General features: G+C 32.7%; 17 protein-coding genes, 1 tRNA gene and 1 pseudogene. 8 read left to right on the plus strand and 11 right to left on the minus strand.

All coding sequences use genetic code 11. The features are described from left to right. The first annotated feature begins 5 nt into the window (after nt 1-5). The 4 genes and pseudogenes from RAM17_RS07270 (at nt 6) to RAM17_RS07285 (ending at nt 5869) form a co-directional block, all read left to right on the plus strand. A complete protein-coding gene (locus RAM17_RS07270) occupies nt 6-422 on the plus strand; it encodes an META domain-containing protein (protein ID WP_110447853.1) in 417 nt (138 codons plus the stop codon). Between the two features lie 332 nt (nt 423-754). Further along, a pseudogene (gene pykF, locus RAM17_RS07275) lies at nt 755-2167 on the plus strand (pyruvate kinase PykF). 110 nt (nt 2168-2277) lie between these two features. Next, entirely contained in the window at nt 2278-4335 is a 2058-nt protein-coding gene (ppk1, locus tag RAM17_RS07280) for a polyphosphate kinase 1 (RefSeq protein ID WP_110447852.1), read from the plus strand. A gap of 10 nt (nt 4336-4345) precedes the next feature. Further along, nucleotides 4346-5869 carry a Ppx/GppA phosphatase family protein gene (locus RAM17_RS07285; RefSeq protein WP_306239723.1) on the plus strand — a complete coding sequence of 508 codons (1524 nt, stop codon included), beginning with the start codon at nt 4346-4348 and terminating at the stop codon, nt 5867-5869. Between the two features lie 80 nt (nt 5870-5949). Here RAM17_RS07285 and RAM17_RS07290 read toward each other — a convergent pair whose 3' ends face one another. The 3 genes from RAM17_RS07290 to RAM17_RS07300 all read right to left on the minus strand — a co-directional run bounded on the left by RAM17_RS07290 (nt 5950) and on the right by RAM17_RS07300 (nt 11247). Continuing rightward, nucleotides 5950-7410 (minus strand): DASS family sodium-coupled anion symporter, encoded by a 1461-nt coding sequence (locus RAM17_RS07290; protein ID WP_110447851.1) that lies wholly within the window; start codon nt 7408-7410, stop codon nt 5950-5952. Nucleotides 7411-7497: 87 nt separating this feature from the next. After that, on the minus strand, nt 7498-8460 hold the full coding sequence (locus RAM17_RS07295) for an FAD:protein FMN transferase (protein ID WP_110447850.1): 963 nt from the start codon (nt 8458-8460) through the stop codon (nt 7498-7500). An 18-nt stretch (nt 8461-8478) separates the two neighbouring features. Next, nucleotides 8479-11247, minus strand: a complete 2769-nt coding sequence (locus tag RAM17_RS07300) for a flavocytochrome c (RefSeq protein ID WP_110447849.1) — start codon at nt 11245-11247, stop codon at nt 8479-8481. A 524-nt stretch (nt 11248-11771) separates the two neighbouring features. Here RAM17_RS07300 and RAM17_RS07305 point away from each other — a divergent pair. After that, nucleotides 11772-12824 carry a dihydroorotate oxidase gene (locus RAM17_RS07305; RefSeq protein ID WP_110447848.1) on the plus strand — a complete coding sequence of 351 codons (1053 nt, stop codon included), beginning with the start codon at nt 11772-11774 and terminating at the stop codon, nt 12822-12824. An 84-nt stretch (nt 12825-12908) separates the two neighbouring features. Here the strand turns inward: RAM17_RS07305 and RAM17_RS07310 are convergent, their stop codons facing one another. The 3 genes from RAM17_RS07310 to dnaQ all read right to left on the minus strand — a co-directional run bounded on the left by RAM17_RS07310 (nt 12909) and on the right by dnaQ (nt 14553). After that, nucleotides 12909-13274: a YbaN family protein gene (locus tag RAM17_RS07310; protein WP_110447847.1), complete on the minus strand. Its 366-nt coding sequence runs from the start codon at nt 13272-13274 to the stop codon at nt 12909-12911. Between the two features lie 354 nt (nt 13275-13628). Next, nucleotides 13629-13705 (minus strand) — tRNA-Asp (locus tag RAM17_RS07315). Nucleotides 13706-13818: 113 nt separating this feature from the next. After that, nucleotides 13819-14553: a DNA polymerase III subunit epsilon gene (gene dnaQ / locus RAM17_RS07320; protein ID WP_110447846.1), complete on the minus strand. Its 735-nt coding sequence runs from the start codon at nt 14551-14553 to the stop codon at nt 13819-13821. A gap of 196 nt (nt 14554-14749) precedes the next feature. On the opposite strand from dnaQ, the gene rnhA reads away from it, so the two are divergent. The 3 genes from rnhA to RAM17_RS07335 are packed head-to-tail and all read left to right on the plus strand — an operon-like array spanning nt 14750 to nt 17271. Then, nucleotides 14750-15223, plus strand: coding sequence for a ribonuclease HI (rnhA, locus tag RAM17_RS07325; protein ID WP_110447845.1), 474 nt, complete (start codon nt 14750-14752; stop codon nt 15221-15223). A 26-nt stretch (nt 15224-15249) separates the two neighbouring features. Then, a complete protein-coding gene (gene gloB / locus RAM17_RS07330; protein WP_110447844.1) occupies nt 15250-15978 on the plus strand; it encodes a hydroxyacylglutathione hydrolase in 729 nt (242 codons plus the stop codon). A gap of 42 nt (nt 15979-16020) precedes the next feature. Continuing rightward, on the plus strand, nt 16021-17271 hold the full coding sequence (locus RAM17_RS07335; protein ID WP_110447843.1) for a transglycosylase SLT domain-containing protein: 1251 nt from the start codon (nt 16021-16023) through the stop codon (nt 17269-17271). On the opposite strand, the gene RAM17_RS07340 is transcribed toward RAM17_RS07335, so the two are convergent. The 5 genes from RAM17_RS07340 to RAM17_RS07360 all read right to left on the minus strand — a co-directional run bounded on the left by RAM17_RS07340 (nt 17258) and on the right by RAM17_RS07360 (nt 24363). After that, a complete protein-coding gene (locus RAM17_RS07340) occupies nt 17258-18031 on the minus strand; it encodes an endonuclease/exonuclease/phosphatase family protein (protein ID WP_110447842.1) in 774 nt (257 codons plus the stop codon). The two genes, RAM17_RS07335 and RAM17_RS07340, sit on opposite strands and share 14 nt — an antisense overlap. Nucleotide 18032: 1 nt before the next feature. Then, nucleotides 18033-19595 (minus strand): glutamate--cysteine ligase, encoded by a 1563-nt coding sequence (gene gshA, locus RAM17_RS07345; protein ID WP_110447841.1) that lies wholly within the window; start codon nt 19593-19595, stop codon nt 18033-18035. A 230-nt stretch (nt 19596-19825) separates the two neighbouring features. Further along, nucleotides 19826-20350: a HugZ family pyridoxamine 5'-phosphate oxidase gene (locus RAM17_RS07350; RefSeq protein ID WP_110447840.1), complete on the minus strand. Its 525-nt coding sequence runs from the start codon at nt 20348-20350 to the stop codon at nt 19826-19828. 51 nt (nt 20351-20401) lie between these two features. Next, complete coding sequence (locus tag RAM17_RS07355) at nt 20402-22048, minus strand: ABC transporter ATP-binding protein/permease (protein WP_110447839.1); 1647 nt, start codon at nt 22046-22048, stop codon at nt 20402-20404. Nucleotides 22049-22167: 119 nt separating this feature from the next. Next, entirely contained in the window at nt 22168-24363 is a 2196-nt protein-coding gene (locus RAM17_RS07360; RefSeq protein ID WP_110447838.1) for a TonB-dependent hemoglobin/transferrin/lactoferrin family receptor, read from the minus strand. Nucleotides 24364-24398: the final 35 nt, after the last annotated feature.

Genomic DNA, 24398 nt, shown 5'->3' on the forward strand with positions numbered 1-24398 from the left:
ATTAAATGAAGAAATCACTATTACTATTATCAGTTTCGGTAATATTTAACTTAAGTGGGTGCACTTCGTCTAATAGCATCACAGAGCAGGATCTTATGCATCATCATTATGTCCTGATGGAAAATAATGGTTTGAGCTTGCCTGTTTTCAAAAATGCTGATTTAGAATTTGGCGAAAATATGATGATGATTGGAAAAATGTGTAGTGAATTTTCAGCTCAAATCAAACTTGAAAATAATATGATCAAAGGCCAGATAATCAATATGACTAACATTAAATGTCAGAACAAACAATTAGATTTACTCGATAATGTGATTAAAAAACTGATTATTGATGGGGCAAATATTCAATTAATTGACACTAAATTAGTGCTAAAAAATAACCAAGACACACTTATCTTTCAATTAAAAGATTATATGTAACTAAAAAACCCCTTTCCTCAAAATTTTTATAAAATCTATTGTTATTATCCAATCTGTTATCTTTACTAATTGTATAAACTTAAAACAGATTTGATGATAAAAAAACTTTATTTAAAATAGAGTTAAGTCTATAATGAAGCCAGTTTTTTGAGGGTCTATATTTTAATGAAAATAGTCAATTTTTCAGATACTGAAATAAAATTAAGTAACTATTTTTCAGTTACTCAATCCTTCTTATATCCCTTTCAATCCAATAAGAATATTTTGCATTTAGACATATACCCAGTTTATATGAAATTTAAACATTAACCTTAACAAGTAGTGATAATATTATGAAAAAGACAAAAATCGTTTGTACTATAGGACCAAAATCAGAATCAAAAGAGATGTTAACCAAATTATTAAATGCAGGCATGAATGTAATGCGTTTAAACTTCTCTCATGGTGATTATGAAGAACACGGTAATCGAATCAAAAATTTACGTGAAGTAATGCAAGAAACAGGCTTAAAAGCGGCAATTATGTTGGATACTAAAGGTCCAGAAATCCGTACTATTAAGTTAGAAGGCGGTAATGATGTATCACTTGTTGCTGGTCAAACTTTCACTTTTACTACCGATGAAACCGTAGTTGGTAATTCAGAACGTGTTGCGGTTACTTATAAAGGTTTTGCTCAAGATCTTTAACCAGGCAATCGTGTATTAGTTGATGATGGTTTAATCGCTATGGACGTTGTCGAAATTAACGGTAATGAAGTTGTTTGTAAAGTATTAAATAATGGTGATTTAGGTGAAAATAAAGGTATTAACTTACCGGGTGTTTCTATTAAATTACCGGCACTTGCTGAAAAAGATAAAAATGATTTAATTTTTGGTTGTGAGCAAGGCGTTGACTTTATTGCTGCATCTTTTATTCGTAAACGTTCTGACGTTGAAGATATCCGTGCTCATCTTAAAGCTCACGGTGGTGAAGAAATCAAAATTATTTCTAAAATTGAAAACCAAGAAGGTTTAGATAATTTTGATGAAATTTTAGAAGCTTCTGACGGTATCATGGTTGCTCGTGGTGACTTAGGTGTGGAAATCGCTGTTGAAGAAGTTATTTTTGCTCAAAAAATGATGATCAAAAAATGTAATAAAGCGTCAAAACCAGTTATTACTGCAACACAAATGTTAGACTCAATGATTAAAAACCCTCGTCCTACTCGTGCTGAAGCTGGTGACGTTGCTAATGCAATCATTGATGGAACTGACGCAGTTATGTTATCAGGTGAAAGTGCTAAAGGTAAATATCCATTTGAAGCAGTAAATGTGATGGCTACTATCTGTAAACGTACTGATGGTACTATTCCAGCTAAACTTGAATTAACAACCAAAGAAGAAACATTACGTATTACTGCTGCAGTATGTTGTGGTGCAGTTGAAATTGCTGAACGTTTAAATGTGCCATTAATTGTTGTTGCTACTCGTAGTGGTAAATCTGCTCGTGAACTTCGTCATTACTTCCCGACAGCTCGTATTTTAGCGCTATCTTCAAGTCAAAAAACAGTTAATCAATTAGCATTATCTAAAGGTGTTGAACCAATTTTAATTGATGCGATTAATTCAACTGATGATTTCTACCGTTTAGGTAAAGAAATGGCGGTTAAAGTTTGTAACGCAAAACAAGGCGATACTATTGTTATGGTATCAGGTGCATTGGTTCCAAGTGGTACTACTAATACAACTTCGGTACACCGCATCTAATCATTTTAAATTTGTTTAAATGAATGATAAAAAGCTAGCGATATGCTAGCTTTTTTTTAACTTCCGTTATGCTGTTAGATATTCAATTTGTGGAATGGACCAAATAAGACATGATTATAGAAAAAGTATATTTACCCAAAGAACTCAGTTGGTTATCCTTTAATCAACGTGTACTACAAGAGGCAGCTGACGAAAGTAATCCTCTTATAGAACGAATCCGTTTTTTAGGTATTTACTCCAGTAATCTAGATGAATTTTATAAAGTTCAATTTGCAAACTTAAAAAAATATGTTCTTATTGAGCAAGAACAATCTCAATCTACCTCCAATGCGAAACATTTATTAAGACAAGTTAACCAAAAGGTTATTCAACTTGAGTTACAATTTGATCAGCTCTATAACGAACTCTTATTAGAAATGGCCAGAAACCAGATTTTTCTAATAAATGAAAGGCAACTTACCAGTTATCAAGAAAATTGGATAAAAAATTACTATAAACAAAATTTAAGACAATATATCACCCCTATTCTTCTTGATAGTCATACCGAATTGATCCAATTTCTCAAAGATGATCATGCTTATTTGGCGGTGGAAATTATTTGTAAAGACAATATTAGTTATGCCTTATTGGAGCTACCTACCGACAATGCTCCTCGTTTTGTATTATTACCATCGGAATTCTCAACCAAAAACAAATCAATTATCTTTTTAGATAATATTTTACGTTACTGTTTAGACGATATTTTCAAAGTCTTTTTTGATGCTGTTGAATTAAATGCTTATTCAATCAACATTAATCGTGATGCGGAATATGAATTAAATAGTGAACTGGATAGTTTACTAGAATTAATGTCACAAGGTTTGAAACAACGTTTAACCGCACAACCAGTACGCTTTACCTATCAAAAAGATATGCCTAAAGCATTATTTGAATTATTGATTAATAAATTAAGATTAACAGAACAAGATGCAATGCCTGGCGGACGTTATCCTAATTTTAAAGATTTAGCTAATTTTCCTGATTTAGGCGTTAAAAATTTACTTAATAAACGTTTACCTAGTCTTGCTTATAATCGATTTAAAAAATTTAGGAATGCTTTTGCGACAATTAAGGATCGTGATGTATTGCTCTACTATCCTTATTATTCATTTGGTCATGTACTTGAGATCATGCGTCAAGCCTCTTTCGATCCAGCTGTGACCCATATTCGCATGAATATTTATCGGGTTGCGAAAGATTCACGATTTATACACGCAGCAATTAATGCCGCCAATAATGGTAAAAAAGTTACAGTAGTGGTTGAACTTCAGGCTCGCTTTGATGAAGAAGCAAATATAAAATGGGCTAAAAGATTAATTCGTAGTGGTATTAAAGTTATCTATTCACAACCAAAACTCAAGATCCATGCTAAATTATTTTTAATTGATCGACGAGAAGAAGATAGAATTGTTCGCTATGCACATATTGGCTCAGGTAACTTTAATGAAAAAACAGCACGAGTCTATACTGATTTTTCTCTATTAACTTCTGATCCAGCCATTACCGATGAAGTTATTAAAGTATTTAATTTCATTGAAAATCCATTTAAACCTGTTTCGTTTAATCACTTACTGGTATCTCCACAAAATACTCGCCAACGTTTTTATGAGTTTATTGAACGTGAAATTAATAATGCCAAAGCAGGAAAACCTTCTGGTATTTATTTAAAATTGAATGCGATCACCGATAAAGAGATGATTGACCAACTTTATCGAGCTTCCTGTGCAGGTGTAAATATTAGAATGATTGTTAGGGGGACTTGTGTGTTAGTTCCTCAAATTCCTAATTTAAGCGAAAACATCTATGTAACTAGTATTGTCGATCAATATTTAGAGCACGCTCGCGTATATATTTTTGAAAACGATGGTAAAAAAGACACTTATATTTCATCAGCAGACTGGATGCCTCGTAACTTAGATAATCGAATTGAAGTTGGCGTTAAAATTTTTGATCCAGTATTAAAATCTACTATACATGATATCTTTAACTTGCAATGCAATGATAATGTCAAAGCAAGAATCATCGATAAAGATAATATGAATAATTATGTACAACGAGGCAATAAGAAAAAAATAAGAGCACAACATGCCATTTATGACTATTTAAAACACATGGAATCATCGGTATAAGGATTTTAACGTGAATAAATTTAATGAATATGCTGTCGTCGATTTAGGCTCTAATAGTTTTCATATGATCATCGCTCGCAATATCGATGGGGCTAGACAAATCATATATAAACATAAAAAGAATATTCATCTTGCTACTGGGTTAAATGAATATAACGAATTAAGTGAATCAAGTATTAATCGCGGTATTGAATGTTTAGCTTTATTTGCTGAACGATTAAATGGATTTCCAACAGAAAATGTAAGAATTGTCGCTACTTATACTTTACGAATTGCGAAAAATAGACTTAAATTTTTAAACGAAGCAGCTAAAATATTACCTTACCCTATTGAAATCATTTCTGGTCAAGAGGAAGCCAGACTTATTTATCTAGGTACAATGACTGCAGAGTCAACCAATGAAAATGATAGCAAATTCGTGGTTGATATTGGTGGTGGCTCTACTGAAATTGCTATTGGTAAAGGTAATGATTTAAAACCAATACTAGTAGCTAGCAGACCAATGGGGTGTGTCACTTATACTAAACAATTCTTTCCGCAAAAGAAAATCGATTACCATTCATTTCAACAAGCAAAACTAGCTGCAGAACAACAAATTGAAAATTTAATTAACTTAATAAAAAAACATAATATTAGTGCTGCTTTCGGTACCTCCGGTACCATTAAAAGCATTTATAAAATTTTACTCGATATTGGCGTTAGTGACGGAATTATCACCCCTAAACGTTTGGATGATTTAATCAGTTATGTATTAGAATTTAATGATTTTCATGAAATTGATTTCCCATCTCTATCCGAGGAAAGAAAAAATGTTTTTGTCAGTGGGCTAGCCATATTCAGTGGCGTCTTTAATGCATTAGGTTTAAAAGAATTACAATTTAGTCCGAGTGCTTTACGTGAAGGTGTTCTTTACGAACTTATTGATGGGCCGAACTATCGAGATATCAGACAAACAACAGCTGAATCGCTATCGCAACACTATAATATTGATGAGCGCCATGCTAAACAAATTGTAAAAACGGCAAAATACTTTTTTTCTCAATGGAAAGCACAATCATCCATGATCATACCTCAAAGTGTTGAATCCATTTTATATTGGGCTGCGCAATTGCATGAGGTAGGTTTAAAAATTAACTTTTCTTCTATCCATAAACATTCTAGTTATATTCTAAAGAATAGTAATTTACCTGGATTTAATGAAGAACAACAATTATTGTTATCAACGTTGGTTCGTTACCATCGAAAATCGATTAATATAGAAGAGTTTCCTTATTTTAGTTTGTTTGAATTTAAACATATTATAGCAATGTTACAAATTCTCAGATTATCAATACTCATAAATAATCAACGCAGTAACGATCTAAATCTTGATGCTTTCAAGTTAATTTTGTCGCAAGAAAAGTTCACCAAAGTGACACTAGCAATAGATAAGCTGTTTGTTGAAAATAATAGGTTGATTCTATTAGATTTGGAACAAGAGCAAAAATATTGGAAAGCGGTTAATAATTGGAAATTATCAATTGAAACTTTTTGAGATTTACCAATTGATTACAATAAAAAAACCGCCTAAAAATGGCGGTTTTTATTTGTCGATAAAAGTAGATTATAGAGGTTTTAACCTAATCCAATAATTTTCCACCATAAAATACCAATGGTGAAAACAATAATTAGATTAACTACACTACAAATAAAGCCTACTTTCCACCAAGTTTTTACAGGTACGAAGCCTTCAGCAAATAATAATGGATTTCGAGCATTAGCAAATTGGGTAAGTGAACCAAAGTAATTGGTACAAATGACTAAAGCAAAAATAGCAATTAATTGTGGTACACCTAAGGCAATAGCAACGGATAAGAACACTGGGAACAGAGCTGCAATATGTGCATTACCACTGGCAAAGAAATAGTGTAAATAAACATAAGCAACGCATAAAATAATGATAACAAAAATCCAACTACTATCCCCTAAATGCCCTTTCACTGCAGAGCCAATGGTATCGCCTAACCATTTAGTGACACCAAGTTTGTTGACTTGACCTGCCATCATTAATAAAGCCGCAAACCAGATTAATGTATCCCAAGCAGCTTTTTCACCTTTAATATCATCCCAACTTAATACACCAGTTAAAATTAAAATAGTTAAACCAATAAATGCAGTTGTAGTTGAATCGATACCAATATTTTTACCAAAAATCCAAAGTGCTAATAATAAAACGACTGTAGAACCCATAATGATTTCTTTTAAGGTAATTGAACCCATTTTCTTAAGTTCTTCAGCAGCTAATTTTGGTGCTTCAGGTGTTTTTTTCAATTCTGGATTAGTTAAGAAATAAATAACTAAAGGAATAACAACAAATGACACTAAACAAGGAACAATTGCAGCAATAAACCATTGTCCCCAACCCAAAGTAATGCCAAGTGATGAAGTCACTAATTTTGCCGCTAATAAATTACCAGTAAAAGCAGTTAAAAACATTGCCGAAGTAATGTCGTTAACGTGACTTATGGTTAGCATTAAAAAAGTACCAATACGATTTCTTGATTCATCTTTAGGATTTGAATTAAAGTTGATTGCTAATGCTTCAGCAATTGGATAAATTACACCACCAGCTCGAGCCGTAGTACTTGGAATCGCTGGTGCTAATGCAACATCCGTTACTGATAATCCATAGGCTAAACCTAAGGTATTTTTGCCTAAAATTTTTACTAAAAAATAAGCCATACGTTTACTTAAACCAGTTTTAATAAACCCTCGAGCTATCATAAACGCAATAACAATCAACCAAATTAAACTACTGTTTAATTCACTTAATGATATTTTGACTGATTCAGCAGCGGTTGTCGCCCCTGATGGTCTTAGAACAGCAAATACCGTAATAGCTAATAATCCAATTGCGCCTATAGGCATGATTTCTGCCACGATACAGGCGATAGTTGCCACAAATATAATACTTGTTCGCCAACCTTCTAAACTAATACCTTCTGGTGGAGATATAAAAAGCCATAATATTGCCGATATCCCTGCAATAATAATAAGAGGAAGCCATTTAACTGGCGGTTTTTTTACTGTATTCATAATATTTCCTTTTAAATTAAATATCAATTTAATCAAATTGATAATGAAATGATATAATTTGTAAAATCTTTATTTTATTCGCAATATTTAGATTACTTGATATTCTCTATTGAGCAGTTCAAAAGCAAAATTATCAGGATTGACTATCTTTATTGTTTTATCCTTCAATAAAAATATAGCAGATAAATTTTGCTGATTTTTCAATAATTGTTTAGTCTTTTCAATACCAAATCCATATAAGATTGTTGAATAAATATCACCTTCAAGGGATGTATCCGAAATAACGGTAATACTTTCTAACTCATTATCTAAGGGATAACCCGTTTTAGAATCCAGAATGTGATGATAAACATGTTGATTTTCAATAAAGTAACGTTCGTAAATTCCCGATGTAACAACAGATTTATTTTTTACTTTAATAAGACCGACTAACTCATTTTCGACTGAGGAAAAGGGTTTTTTTAACCCTATATGCCAATAACCTTCAGCATCAATGGGTGAGTCGCCTATAGTTAGCACATTACCACCTAAGTTTATTATTGCCTGATAAACTTTGTGCTGTTGCAAAACTAGTTTAATCACATCGGCAATATAACCTTTGGCTATTGCGCCTAAATCAATCTCCATGCCTACTTTTTTTAAAAATACCGAACAAGAATTAGGATCTAATTCAATATCATTAGGATCAATCAAAGATTTTTTTTCAACAATTTGCTCGGGATCGGGGACCTGATGTCCAGAAAAACCAATTTTCCAAAGTTTAACTAAGGGGCCAATAGCAACATTAAAGCAACTATCTGGCATTAAACTGACTTTCCAAGCTTGCTCAATAAGCGAATAAACGGCATGACTAACTCTTATCGGATGCTTTCCTGCCGCATTGTTGATTGACATAACTTCCGATACGGGTCTATTAACCGTTAATTTATTTTCAAGCTGATTAATGGTATTAAAAACATGTTGCACAACGGTTTCATTAGGCTCAAAAAGCATTAATGATACCGTTGTTCCCATCATAGCTTGAGTATATTCATAGCGTGAATGATGCATTCAAAAATTGCTATTCAGTTATTGATGAATATAATCTGTAGCTTGTTTACCTGCTTGCATACCAAAAATGATAATATCAGCTACGGCGTTACCACCGATACGATTGGCGCCATGTACACCACCAACAACTTCACCAGCCGCAAATACCCCACTGATAACATTTTTCTCGGTATCAAGAACTTGGGTTTCAGTATTAATCGTTACCCCACCCATAGTATGATGAATACCTGGAGCAATTTTGATCGCATAAAAAGGTGCTTTATCAATTGGATGACGTAAACCAGTAGTTCGGCCAAAATCTTCATCTTGTTTGTTATTAACAAAATGATTATATCGTTCAATGGTTTTATGTAAGGTATTCGCATCAATTGACAGTTTTTGTGCTAACTCATTAATTGAATCAGCTTGTACAGTTAGATCTTGCGATACATATTCCTCAACAGATTTATTTTCATCGCGAATTTGTTGATCAAATAAAATATACGAATAATGTTCAGGCAACTTAATGATTTCGGCAGAAACTTTATCACGTGTATTTAATTCATTAACAAAACGTTCACCTTTTTGTGATACTAAAATCGCACCACCACCACGAATTGATTCAGAAATTAAGTAAGATGTAGTCTGCTCAACAGTCGGATGAATTTGAATTTCTTTCATATCCACTGTTCCGGCACCTAATTTTTCTAAAATCATAATACCAGAGCCAGTTGCTCCTTTGTGATTGGTGGTGACAAATCCTTTAAGATCTGGACGATATTTTTCAACCATTTCATGATTGGCACTAAAACCACCGGTAGCAATTATAACTGCTTTAGCTTTTATGGTTTGTATTGAACCATCTTCTTCAGTCACTTTAACACCAACAACTTTATGATTTTCAGTAATAATTTCAGTAACATTACAATCAAGCATTACTTCAATGCCACGTCGGTTAATATTTTTAACTAAACCACTAATTAAAAAACCGCCGACTGCAGCACCACTTGCAGGACGATGAGTACGATCAATACTCATACCACCAGTAGTTGTAATACCGCTGAGTTCAATGCCATTATTATCTAACCAATCAATAGCATCAGGCGCATTCTCAACAAAATAGCGTAATAGTTCTGGATTATTTTTGTTTTTACCACCAATCATGGTTTCTTGATAAAACAGATCTTTACTATCGACAATACCTTTAAGTTTTTGGAATTTGGTTTCCGCAGCATTCATACCTGCTGAAGCTTTATTGGTATTACCGCCAATAACTGACATTTTTTCAATCACAACAACATTAGCACCAAGGTCATGGGCTTGAATCGCTGCAGCAAGACCGGCACCACCACTACCGACAACAACAACATCATAGGCTTTGGCATTTGGATCACCACCTTCAGCAATAATCGCTTCTTTGTTTGATTGAGCCATCGCCTTAGTAACTGCTTTTTTGAAGGCTTCACTTTGTGATGTAGCACCAGAAATCGCATCTACATGAGGACTATTTGACTCAATAATGCGATGCTTAATTTCTGAAAAATTATTTAATACCTCATTATCAAAATTATTGGCATTAACTAATTGCATATCTTTGATAAAATCTTTACCAAGCTCAACATTAATCACAAATTCATAAGATTCATCATTAACTTTTTCTTGATAATTACCAGGTTTAAACTTTTTAACATTTAAATTCACATCACGAATTAAACTTTCGACAAGTGAAAAATGCCACAAAGGTTCGGGAATATTAAGTTCTTCTCGTTTATCACTATTGATGAATAGTTCTAATTTTTCACCTTTCATGATGCGATCAGTCCAATCTGGATAAGCAATACACGCTCGGCCAACAGCAACAAAGTCAAATCCATTATCTAATGCAGCTCTAACATCGCTTTCATTAACAACGTTACCCACCCCAACAACTGGAATTTTAGCTAAAGTTTCTGAACGCATTGCTATATATTTATTAATTAATGGTGTTGGATCTTGAGTATCAACTATCGAAGGTCTTAAAATAGCCCCCATTGAAAAGTGAATATAATCTAAGCCTTTCTCCGCAAGCTTTTCAAGTAAATACATTGAATCATCAAAACGAATTCCTGGCTCTTCTATTTCTTCTGGAGAGAATCGGTAACCAACAATAAAGTCTGAATTTGCATACTGTTTGACCATATTATAGGTGATATCTAAAACCGCTAGTGGAAATCGAGCTCGATTATCGCGACTGCCACCCCATTTATCATTTCGTTGATTTGAATTTGGTGAATAAAATTGTTGAATCAAATAAGTATTAGCACCATGAATTTCCACGCCATCAAAACCAGCTTGAATGGCTCGACGTACTGCTTGACCAAACTTATCAATCATTTGATCAACTTCATCGGCAGTTAATTCTATCGGTGTAGCAGCTCCCGGTCTTGGGGCGGCAATAGCACTTGGACCAACAGGCGTTTGACCGCCAATAAGTTTTGGTTCAACCATTCTACCGCCATGATAAACTTGAATAACTGCTTTTGAACCTTTTTCTTTAATAGCTTGAGCTATTTTAGCAAGACCTTCAATTTTATCATCGCTATCTAGACCGATTGCACCAGGAAAAGCTAATCCTTTATTGTCAACAAAGCCACATTCAACAATAATTGTGCCTATTTCTCCGGCTCTTGCTCGATAATATTCGATTAAATCATTGGTAACTGATCCTTCATAAAACCCTGAACAAGTGGTCATAGGCGCCATCATAATGCGATTTTTTAATGCCACTCCATTGGGTAAAGTTACTGACTTGAAAATATCTTTTTTCATTTTTAATACCTAATCATTAATATTCAAATTAAAATTTTGGCGAGCATAATACCATTTCAAATTACTCTTCTCCACTTACATAAGTTTCATTAGTCAAAAAATATCATTTTTTCGACAGGAAAATATCAAATGTTTTTAGAGAGTTAATGGTGAAAATTGTCAAATCACAAAAAATGATTGTTCATTTTTTGCGGTATTTGTTGACTTATACAACAACTTCAAAGCTGATAGTCTAAAAAAAAACACTGTAACTATTTCATTTACTTATATATTTTTATCAATATAGCACTTGAACTTTATTTATATTCGGCTAGAATGCTTAGCAATTTTAGAAAAGAGAATTTGATTATGATTGTGATTCAAACACACAGACCAATAGCAAAAATAAAATTGAATTGTCTTTTTCTTTTGAATATTGATCCTCCTTTATGGAGGATTTTTTATGTCTGCAACTTTAACTTTTCGAATTTATATCAAATTTTAAACCAAAATCACATCAAAAATAGCCATAGACAGGAGATAGCATGAAACCTTTGATCCCTTTTTATAATCCAAGCATAAGTTACGAAGATAATTATGCTCAAGGCCCTTTTGGACTTTTTGCTGAATTAGATAAGGCTGAACAGGTCGCAACTAAACCAACAAAATTTTTAAATGTCGATGTTAATCTTCCATTTGGTCAGCCTGCAGGTCCGTTACTAAATGCTAATTATATCAAAGCTGCTTTTGCTTATGGATTTGACTTATGTGTTTATAAAACGGTTAGAACCAAGTTTCACAAATGTCATCCATTACCGAATGTTTTGTCTGTTCATCCTAACGGCAAGTTATCACCTAACCTAGATACTGTGTTGGCTGATAGAAACTATGATCAACCTTTATCCATTACTAATTCTTTTGGTGTGCCATCGTTTGCACCGGATATTTGGCAACCTGATATGGCTGATGCGGTAAATGCGGCTGGCGCTGGACAATGTGTAATAGGTAGTTTCCAAGGTACCCAAGGTAATGGTGAGATAGAAAAAGATTATGCTTTAGCGGCTAAATTAGTGAGAGAAACTAATGCGCCTATATTAGAAGCTAATTTGAGTTGTCCAAACGAAGGAGCAAGTAAACTACTTTGTTTTGATGTCGATAAAGTAGAACGAATTGTGAATGAAATTAAGAATGCGGTACCAGATCGCCCTCTTATATTAAAATTAGCCTATTTTCCTGATGATGAACGCATTATATCTCTATTAACTCGTGTCGGAAAAATCATTGACGGATTAAGTACTATTAATACCCTTTCGGCAAAACCGGTAGATGCAAGTGGACATCCGGCACTAGGTGAAAACCGTAAAGAAGGTGGCATATGTGGTGATGCAATTCGTTGGGCTGGACTTGATATGGTGAGTCGTTTGGCAAAATATCGTCAACAACTGGATTTAAATTTTTCCATTATTGGCGTTGGTGGTGTTAGCAATAGTGAACATTATCATCAATTTATTCAAAATGGCGCTGATGCGGTAATGAGTGCTACAGGAGCAATGTGGAACCCATTATTAGCTATTGAGATTAAAAAAAGTCTTAAATAGTTATCAGTTATCTCACTATATTACTAAGTAATTGTTACAGGGTAACTTATTTGCCCTGTAATTTTATTTCTACCAACAACTATATTATCTCTTCTTGAGAAAATAATACCCACCAAAAATAACATGTGCAAAGAAGACTATTGCTAAAATAATTCTGACATGCAAAGAATCAAATAAAATAAATGGAATTAATAAAATGATGAAAACCATGGTTAACATTTTTATCAATCCTTTTTTTGATACTTTTTTCTCGATAAGCATTTTCTGCACATAGGTCTGATAATAACGAGTTTGGGTAAAATAGTTATATAGGCGATCAGAACTGTTTAACCATAGATATGCAGTAAGCAAATAAAAAGGTACAGTAGGTAAAATAGGAATAAAAATCCCCACTGTTCCTAATACAAAGGAAAGCCCTCCTAAAAAAATAAATAGCGATTTCTTTAACATATTTAAATCAATTCAAATAATTTTAATTTGTGTAAATAATTATTGAAGATAACATAAATATATAGAGAAAGTTACAACTAAATATCAAATGACAGAACTATTAAGCTCTAACCATATTCTTTAGAGAAAGACTAGATATAAGTAGCTATAGAAAATTTAAATCAAAAGATTACGGCTAAGCTAGTTTCTTGTTGTGATATCACCTATATTTAAAATTGGAACAAAAAAAGGATACAAAAATAGTATTGAAATATAGTTAAAATTAATTCAGAAACATTATAAGTTTTATATAGATTAGATGGTTTTATATAAGTTTTTTGAATTATACTCAAAGCGAGTAAAACTTTTAAGAATTGGCGGAACGGACGGGGCTCGAACCCGCGACCCCCTGCGTGACAGGCAGGTATTCTAACCAACTGAACTACCGCTCCGCTTTTTAGACTCTTTAATGCAGAAGATTAAAGTAGGCGTGATATTAAAGATTATTATTATTTTCGTCAATATAAATTTTAAAAATTATGTTCAATTGAATAGAAAACAATCATTAATGCACTTTCCAAAGCGCTCCACCACTTTTTTTATCAATTTTTTCTAAAATTGAATCATGCGCAGATAATTCTACTTCGTTAGCTTTAATTACTGTTAGCGGTATTCCACTACGTTCAATTTTTTTCACGGCATTATTCGTCATTGATGCAGATAAATTATCGTCCGAACTAAATGCCAAAGTGGTTTGTCCTCCGGTCATTGCTAAATAAACTTCAGCAAGTATTTCAGCATCCAGTAAGGCTCCATGTAAGGTACGATGTGAATTATCAATTTGATAACGCTCGCACAATGCATCCAAATTATTACGTTTACCAGGGAAAAGACGGCGAGCCATAGCTAATGTATCGGTAATAATACAGTGATCAGCTGTTTTATAGTCTAACCCACAAAGACGAAACTCATAGTCCATAAAGCCAACGTCAAACGAGGCGTTATGAATAACTAATTCAGCACCATCTATAAACTTAATAAAATCATGTGCAATATTTTTAAAAATCGGTTTGTCTTTAACAAATTCATCACTGATACCATGAACTTTAAAGGCTTCTTCATCAATTAAACGTTCTGGATTGATGTAAACATGGAAATGATTTCCTGTTAATCGTCGATTTAATACCTCAACTGCACCAATCTCAATAATCTTATGACCTTCATAATGATTATTACCGTCTTGATTCATACCTGTAGTTTCTGTATCTAATACAATTTGGCGGGTTGAATGTGTTATCACAATATACTCTTCTTTATCTATAATTGGGAATTTAACAAATTAGTGGTATAGTCTAACACCAAAACGCTCTGATGTTGATACCTACACTGTTTTAGTCAATGATTGATACAACATTAATAATGGTTTATTAATATTTATATTAAACCAAAATTTCTCGAAAAATAATCACGATAAAAGTTTATAAATTAGGCCACATATGCAAAAAAGTATTGAAATATTCACTGATGGATCTTGTTTGGGTAATCCAGGACCTGGTGGATATGCAGCGATTTTAAAATACAAACAAAATGAAAAAGTACTAGCTCAAGGTTATTTCAACACCACTAATAATCGTATGGAGTTACTTGCTGCCATTGTTGCGTTAGCATTACTGAAAGAACCCTGTCAAATTAAGCTTTATTCTGACAGCCAATATTTACGCAATGGTATTTCGAATTGGATTCATGGTTGGAAAAAAAACGGCTGGAGAACCGCTAAAAAACAACCAGTGAAAAACGTTGATTTATGGCAACGTTTAGATGAATTAGCTAAGCTACATACTATCGAATGGATTTGGGTAAAAGGCCATGCAGGCCATATTGAGAACGAACGCTGTGATGTTATCGCTAAAACGCAAGCTGAATCACCTACCTTACATGATACTATTTTTGAAGCATCATTAACTGATTAATCCGATAAAATAAAGGTATAATAACAATGTATCAGCTACATATTATCCCTGCTCTAAAAGATAATTATATTTGGTTACTTGAAAATGCTAATAAACAGGTAGTTATTATAGATCCTGGTGAAGCTGCTCCAGTGCTAAGTTATCTAAAAAAATATCACTTAGCACCCCTTGCAATTTTACTCACTCATCACCATATCGATCACACTGGTGGGGTAACTGAGCTAAAAGCAGCTTATCCCGATATTGAAGCTTTTGGGCCAAGTGAAATTAATTTGCAGATTAACCATCTCGAAAACATCAATGAATTATTGATTGCTGATTTTCGATATGAGGTTATTCCAGTACCGGGACATACATTAGGACATTTAGCTTATTATTGTCACCCATATTTATTTTGTGGAGATACATTGTTTTCCGCTGGTTGTGGAAGAATTTTTGAAGGTGATCATAAGCAAATGCTAAGTTCACTGAATAAATTAAAGCAGTTACCTGATGATACCCTTATTTGTGCAGGACATGAATATACCTTAACTAATTTAGATTTTACTCAAATGCTGGTTCCTGCGGATCAAGTTATCCGTGAGTATTATGATTTTACCTGCAGAAAGAAAATTACTTTGCCTTCTATTTTAACCAAAGAAAAACAGATCAACTTATTTTTACGTTGTGAGGAAAAAAACTTACAAAATAAATTTAATTGTAACAATGAGTTAGAGTTGTTTGCTTTTTTTAGGAGCCAAAAGGACATTTTTTAGGTATAATAATCAGCTTAAATTAATGTCCTAACTTATAATCTAATGAAAAAATTATTAATATTTACAGTGTTATGTGCTTTTTTAGTCGGGTGTCAGAATCATGGTTCACGATACAACGCTGGCTCAAAAAAATATAATACTAAATCAATAGTTAATTCTAGCGTTAAAAGTGGTGGTGTTAATTACGCTTCAGTTACGCAAAATCCTTGGCGTTATATGTTAACGCAAATTAACGTTAATGTACCTAATAATAGCCGAGTTGTTGCCGAACGCGAACGTTTATTACGTAATCCAAAAGGATTTGAAAATATTGCGTTACGATCTGAGCCTTATGTGTATTACATCATTAATCAGTTACGAAAAAATAAATTACCGGTCGAACTAGCTTTAATCCCATTAATAGAAAGTGCTTACGATCCTTTAGCCACATCTCCTGCTCAAGCTGCTGGTTTATGGCAATTTGTACCTATCACTGCTAAAGAATATGGTTTAAAACGTAGTAGCAGTTTTGATGGCCGTCGAGATCTAATTGCATCAACTGGTTCAGCAATTTCTTTGTTACAAAACCTTAATAATCGATTTAATGGCGATTGGCTGTTAACATTAGCTGCATATAATGCTGGTGAAGGTAGAATTCAAAGAGCTATTGATAAAAATAAAGCTAAAGGTTTATCAACTGATTATTGGTCGTTAGATTTACCGGCAGAAACAATGCATTATGTGCCGAAAATATTAGCTATCATTGATATTGTTAAAAATAATAAACGATATGGTATTAAATTACCTGATTGTAATTATGAAAATTCATTAGTTAGAATCGATATGTCTAAAAACGTATCACTAGCTAAAATAGCGCAATATTCAGAATTATCACTTAACGATTTAATGACATACAATGCAGGTTATGTACAACAAACAGTAAATGGCCCTTTCCATCTATTGGTACCTTATTCTCATGCAGATAAATTATTTAAAAAGTTAAAATCTGAAAATTTAGTTGTTAATCAAGTGACTGAACTTTTAGAAGATGTTCCACATAACAATATGCCGTTTGAAATAAAATCTACTACTATTCAATATACAGGTACCAATACGAAAGATACCAAATCAATGTTGAATGGTGGCAAAAAACAGATTACTTATCAAGTTAAAGCGGGTGATAACCTTTATACTATCGCTCAAAATTACCGAGTTAAAATCACCGATCTTTTGCAATGGAATAAATTAAAAAATATGCGTGTTAAAGAAGGTGATATCTTAACGATCAATTTGGTCAATTCTAATCCAATTTAAATTTCACAAATAATGGATTATGATCTGATGCGGCTGTATTGACTATATTAGCCGCATTAAGCTTCAATCCTCGATAAAATACAAAATCAAGTGGCCTACCTAAAAATGTTTTTCTTATATCATTAGAGAAATTAACTGGTTTAAGATTTATTGAACGAATTAAATGATAAAGTAGGCTTAATCGTTGCCGACTCCAGGCATTAAAGTCGCCCGCCAAAATTACTGGCCCATGATGTTGTTCGATATAATTTAATAACATATAAATTTGTTGGCGGTAAACTTTCACCCCTAGACTAAAATTAATAGCATGAATATTAGCAACTAAAAGTTGTTGCGTTGAATTTTTTATTGGATAAAGAGTAATTAATGCTGATTTTGGTACTCGAATGAATGGTTCTCTTTCTCTAAAGGATAAAATTTGTGTTGGTGTTGTGTCAGTTATTGTCATAACTCCAGCATAAATATCGTTTAAACTATAGGCTGGTACATGATCAGCAATTTTATTATTTTCAGCAATAAAATTTAATAATTGTGAGGTGGTTTGAGCTTCCTGTAATAATATCAACTTGGTTTGATGAGCATATTGCTCGAGGATATTAATACAATCCGCCCTCTTCTGTTTAAAAATATTCCAAACTAAAACTGAAAAAGGTTGTTGGCCAATTAACGGTTCATTATGCATAATTTTATGGTTTGGTAATATTAATTCAACATCACATTTTCCTTGATATCGTAATGTATAATCGCGATGTTTAAACATTTTAGCTGTTCAATTTTTCTTTTAAAAATTCATCAAAGGACATAGTGTCATTTTGTTCTATTTTCTGTTGTTTTTCAATCGATAACATTCGTTGCTGATTAAAATCATCTTCAGTTAGAACTGATAAGGGTTCTGAGCTAAGTTGTTTTTTATATTGAGTAGCTAAAGCTAAACCAAATTTGGCTGTTCCCAAATCACTAATAGCGGCTAAAGTTCTCGCCGATAATGTCAATTCCGGTTGATCAAACATAAGATCAAGCCGTTCACAAACTTTTCGATATTGTTGTTTGTCGTCTTGATGATCAAGTACATCGGCAACTCGAAGTAAATCTTTGAAAAGTTCATGCCCTACTTTAGCTAACGGTTGTCGATAGCTATCACAGCCTAATCCAATTTCTAATCCTGGTTTACGGCCTTCAATAATCACTCTATTCCAATTTAATTTTGCACATTCTAGCTCTGCACTACTCATTTCAGGAGCAGGCGCTAAAGCACACCAAATTAAAAATAGGTCGATAAATCGAATTTGTTCCTCGGTAATACCAATTGGTGAAAATGGATTAACATCAAGTGCTCGAACTTCTATATATTCTATGCCACCACGTAGTAAAGCATCAGATGGTGATTCCCCAGATCTTGGAACACGTTTCGGTCGAATTGGTGCATAAAATTCATTCTCAATTTGTAATACATTATCATTCAATTGTCGATAATGGCCATCAACCTTAATGCCTAATTTGCCAAAATCGGCTGATTTTGTCTTGGTAGCACGCTTTAAACCTTCAACATAAGTATCTAGATGATTAAAGGTGATCCCTAATTGTTTCTGGGCATTATTAGTATAACCAATATCACTCAATCGTAATGATGTAGCATAAGGTAAATAGCAGTTACCATTCGTTTGTTCGATGAAAGCTTTTGCTTTTTCTGGATCTTGAATAAATGACGAGCACATTGATGGCGATGCACCAAATAGATAAGGGATAACCCAACCAAAACGGTAGTAATTGCGAATTAGAGTAAAATACCCTTCCGAAATAACAGCCTTACCCTCTTCACTGTTTTTAACACCATCTCTCGCTTGCCAAAATGCCATAGGTAATGAAAAGTTATAGTGAACTCCTGAAATAGTTTGCATCATGGCACCATAACGATTTTTTAAACCTTCACGATAGACAGTTTTAAGTCGCCCTTCATTAGATTTTCCATATTGAGCTAAGATAATGTCATCTTCTTTGGCAACGAAACAAGGCATGCTCAGTGGCCACATTAACTCATCACCAATATTTACACTGGCATAGCGGTGTAAATCTCGTAAAAAAGTTAACATATAATCGATATTGGTATTAACTGGAGTAATAAACTCTAATAAAGATTCTGCAAAGTCAGTCGTTATCCATGGATGAGTTAATGCAGCACCAATTTTTTCAGGAAACGGCGTTTTTGACAGCGAACCATCAGGTAAAATTCGTAATGTCTCACGTTCAAGGCCTCTCTGAATGCCTTGTAAAATAGTATAATGTTTTTCTAACCAACTGAGAGCTTTCGAAACATCAGGAACCATAATATTAACTATCCTAAATTCAGTTTATGTTGGTTTAATTTTAACATAGTTTACTGCTTTAGATAGGCAGTTTTCTTGATTGAGTGAAGCTATTTTTAGAATATGAATCCTCAATCGAAAATAAAAAAACTATTATTTAAAACATTTAAGCAAAAAGTGGAGTGATGAAAAAAGCCATTACTGAGTTAATAAGTAATGGCAATAATATAGATAATGCTTAGATAATGATATTAATTAGTAGATTGTTGTTTTTGCTTAGCGACATAATCTTCATCTACTGGTATTACCGTTTTATTTTGTGGATCGATAATATAGGTTTTACCAAAACCAACTACTAATCTACCCTCTTTTGGGGTTAATTTAAATAAATTAAAATCATTCATTTCAGCTAACATATAAACCATTTTGCTCACTTTTTTAGCTAGCAGATCGACAACAGAATCAAATTGTTCAGATCCTCTTTCAACAATAGTTGCCGAAGCATGGAAAGACAATCTTCTACGAGCATAAATATTCTTAGTATTAGATTCATCATCAATAATTAAAAAAGATATGTTTGAATTAGCTTTGATATTTTTACTATGTGGTGCTAAGTCTGAAATTAAGATGTAATAGTCATTACCGTCAAAGAAATAAGGTGAATAGCTAGTATCAACCTCTCCTGTTTCGGTGATTGTTGAAAGTATGATAGTTTGCATTGTTACATGTAAATCATCTATTGTTTTTTGCACAACATCATTTTTGGACTCAGCCATAATTACTCCTTGATTTGTTTTAATATTTTGTTAAATAATCTGTTTTTAAAATCACGATAAATTTAATTGATAACACTTATTAAAGTAGTTCGATATATCACTATGAGAAATTATAATAAAACTACTTGTTGGTAAGTTAGTCTGTAACAATTTTAGCAATTGCTTTTCGGCTACTTTATCTAAAGCATTGGTGGTTTCATCCATAAAAATCCAATCCGGTTTATGCATTAAAATTCTCGCAATAACTAAACGTTGTTTTTCGCCACCAGAAAGTGTATTTAAATTATCATTAAGTAAATTTTTATCAATATTTTCAGAAGAAAAACCTACATCTAATAGTAGTTGTTTAATAACAGTAAGATCCTTCTCAAACAATGGTTCTGGATAACTTACTGCATGAGCCAATCCTCCCATAGGAAAGTAAGCATTTTGTGATAAAAAAAGTTTCTTAAATTTAGGAACCTTGACCACTCCATCATAATATGGATAAAGACCAGATATTATTTTAAAAAGTGTTGATTTACCTATACCCGATGCACCAGATAAAACAACTGACTCCCCTTTGTTAATATGGAGATCGGGTAATTTTAGTAAAATCTTTCCATCAGGTTTGTTTATGATTAAATTTTCCAATAATAAACATTCATCTCCATTTTCAACTTGATTAAGTTGTTTAAACTGGTAAGAGACTTTTTCAGACTGTTGAATAAATTGGCTTAAACGATAACTACAGGCAATCAGTTCGGCCAGTTTATTATAATTGAAAATAAACCAAGATAAATTAGTCACTACATTACTAAATGATTTACTAATTTGCATCAATGATCCCAAACTAACTTTACCGATTAAATAGATTGGTAGAGAAAAAAAAGTCGGAATACTTAACACTGTTAAATAATAAGGACGTGTAAAACAACCTAAAATAAATTGTCGTTTAATCAGTTTATACCAATTTTTTACAATGCTATCAAAATGTTGATCAAATTGTTGTTGTTCAACCTGTTCTCCCTCTAATAATGCAATAGATTCTTTCGCTTCTCTAAATCGAGTTAAAACAAAACGGTAATTTGCTTCTAAATGTTGTTGCTGAATGATTAAATTTTTTAATGGGCTTCCCAACTTATGGGCAACATATGAAGTTAAAATGACATAAATAGGGGCTAACCAAATTAGATAATGTGAAATGCTTATATCAATATTGAATAGACTAAATTCTAAAACAAAATTATCGGTTATTTGCCATAAAAGCATAAAATATGAAAAAAGGCCTATAAATTGTGTAATAAATGAAAATCCTTCGTTAGTTAATCTTTCGATAAATAAAAGGCAATCTTCAGAAATACGCTGATCTGGATTGTCTATGTTTGCTTGATTATTATTTATAAACCAATAGGCTTTATGATTGAGCCAATGATTTATTATCGTGTCATTTAAAACTTTACGCCAAGTTATAACCAATGTTTTTCTTAAATACTCGATGATCAAATAGGTAATTGCACCAAAAAAAGTTAACATGATAAAAACTAATAATTGCTTTATTACCGCTTGCATATCGTACTTTTCTAATGCGTTATAAAAGTTTTTATTCCAATTAATCATTTCTAGACTGATTCTGATTAGAATAATATTTAAACTTATAATAATAAAAGCATAACCAAAACCTAACTTTCCTTGCTTGGATTTGAAACAGAGCTTCATAAGCAATATGATATTTTTTAATGTTTGCAAAACTTATATTCTCGAAACTAAATATTTTTTCTATTTACTACCATCAATATCGTTATTAAAATTTTGATAGTAGTAATCATCCTTAATTATTAGAAATTTATAACCGCACTTATGGCAAATGTTCTTCCTGGCGCTGTTTGTAACTCGATAGGATTCGTCACTTTTACATTAGTTTGCGGATTTTTATAGTAACTACTAAACATAGGCCATTTAAAATAACGACGATCGAAGATATTTAATACTGAACCCCTAATAGTAATATTCTTGCTTGGATGCCAATTTAAATAAGCATCATAAATGGCATAACCACTTGGCTTAAATACTTCATCTGAAGACGAGCTATCTTTGGATACATGTGAAACCGCTTTAGAAAATGTAGCTAATACTTCAGTATCTAAATTGAAATCAGGAAGATGCCATTTTAGACCTAGATTACCTTGTAATGGCATGGCATCATTAAAATAAGATTTTTTCTGTCCAGGTGATTCTTGTTTTTTACCATATTGATACGAAGTCGACGCATTTAATGTCCAATTTGGATAAAATTGCCATTCAGCCGATGATTCAATACCCCAAAGATTAACTTTGGATAAATTTTTATAGGTATAATCTTTTGGTCCAACACGAATAAAATTCTTTATATAATCACTATAATCAGCTTTAAAAAAGCCTACACTAAACCAGCCTTTAGAAAAATCGCCTCTTAACCCTGTTTCATATGATTTTACTTTTTCTGGCTTCAATTTAGGATTAGGGATTAGATTCATGCTAAATGATGGCAAAGAAGTATATAACTGTTGAGCTGTTGGCATTTTAAAACCTTCAGCATAACGAGCATAAACTGAGTATTGATCGTTAATGTTAAACAAAGCACCTAATTGAGGAATAAAACGATGTGATGTAACCTCACGAGGTTCTTTTCCTTCGATTACCGCATAATGGCTATCTGGATTGGGTTTGATTTTGTAAGTTGCATAGCGGACACCTGGCTTAATTTTAAATCGTTCACTAATCAAATGAAATTCATCTTGCAAATAGATATCAGCTCTTTGTGTTTTAGAATTAGCAAAATTAAACCCTCCACCAATGCTTTTTATACCATTTTTTGTACTTGCATTACGATAGTAACTGCGGGTAATATCGCCCTGAAAACCATAAACTAAATCATGATTACTGTTTAAAAAGTCAAAGTTTGAGTTCAATTGTAAATCCAATTGCCAGAATTTTTCTTTATAATCATTAGTTGTATAGGTATAAATCGGATTTTGTTTTTTATCTTTTTGCTGACGATGTGATTTTAAATAACGTTCTTGAGGAGAATAAGAGAGCATGGTTTTAATTTGATCCACAAACCCTAATGATGGCATCCAACTATCATCGATGGCAAACCTTTTACGAGTTTGTATTTGCGTTCTTCGATAATCACCATTGAAAGATCCATTAGATTGCAAACCGTAATCATATAGCTGTTTTACAAACGAGTTAGATCGAAAATTTTCATATGTTAATTTTGTTTCCCGATTATCATTATGATAAACCAGTTTAGTGAGCATATTTTCTGCTTTCGCATCTAAAGGGTTTAATTTATTACATCGAATGGCATCTTCTCCACGCGGACATCCCCAAATACCACCATTCGCTTTAGCTTTGCTTAATCTCGCCTCTTGATAATCTCGACGACTAAAACTTAATAAACCTTCTAAATTAGACATTAGTTCAACAGCTAACATACCGGTTTTGGTATTTTGTTTATTCAAACTATCATAACCACCATTAACTCTAACTGCATATGATCTGCCTTTAAGTAAATCACTAGGATCTAATGTTTTAAATGCCACAACACCACCAACTGCATCGGCTCCCCATAAAACTGATCCTGGTCCACGAATAACTTCCACGGTTTTGATATTTGATAAATCAATAAAATTTCTGTTTCCGTCTTGTATACTTTCAATAACCCTTGAGCCATCTACTTGTAACTGAACACGGTTACCCGACATACCACGTATTCTAATTCCACCGAGATTCCCAAAAGGATCGGTACCAGAAGTTTGTCGATTTACCGATATACCAGGCATATATCTAACTAAATCTTCCATCGTTGACATTTGATGATCATCTATATTTTTCTTAGTCACAACATCAACCGTTTCAGGGATAGCCAATTTAGCTTTCTTTTGTCTGCTCGCCGTAACCGTAATTGTTTCTATATCATCATTATCAGCAAATACAGGGAAAGGTATTGAAGCCGCCAACATCATTAGAAATATCTTATTTATTTTCATTTTTCACCACAAAATTAGATTAATGAACTGCTTTA

It is taken from the genome of Gilliamella apis (assembly GCF_030758615.1).
GTDB lineage: Bacteria > Pseudomonadota > Gammaproteobacteria > Enterobacterales > Orbaceae > Gilliamella > Gilliamella apis_A.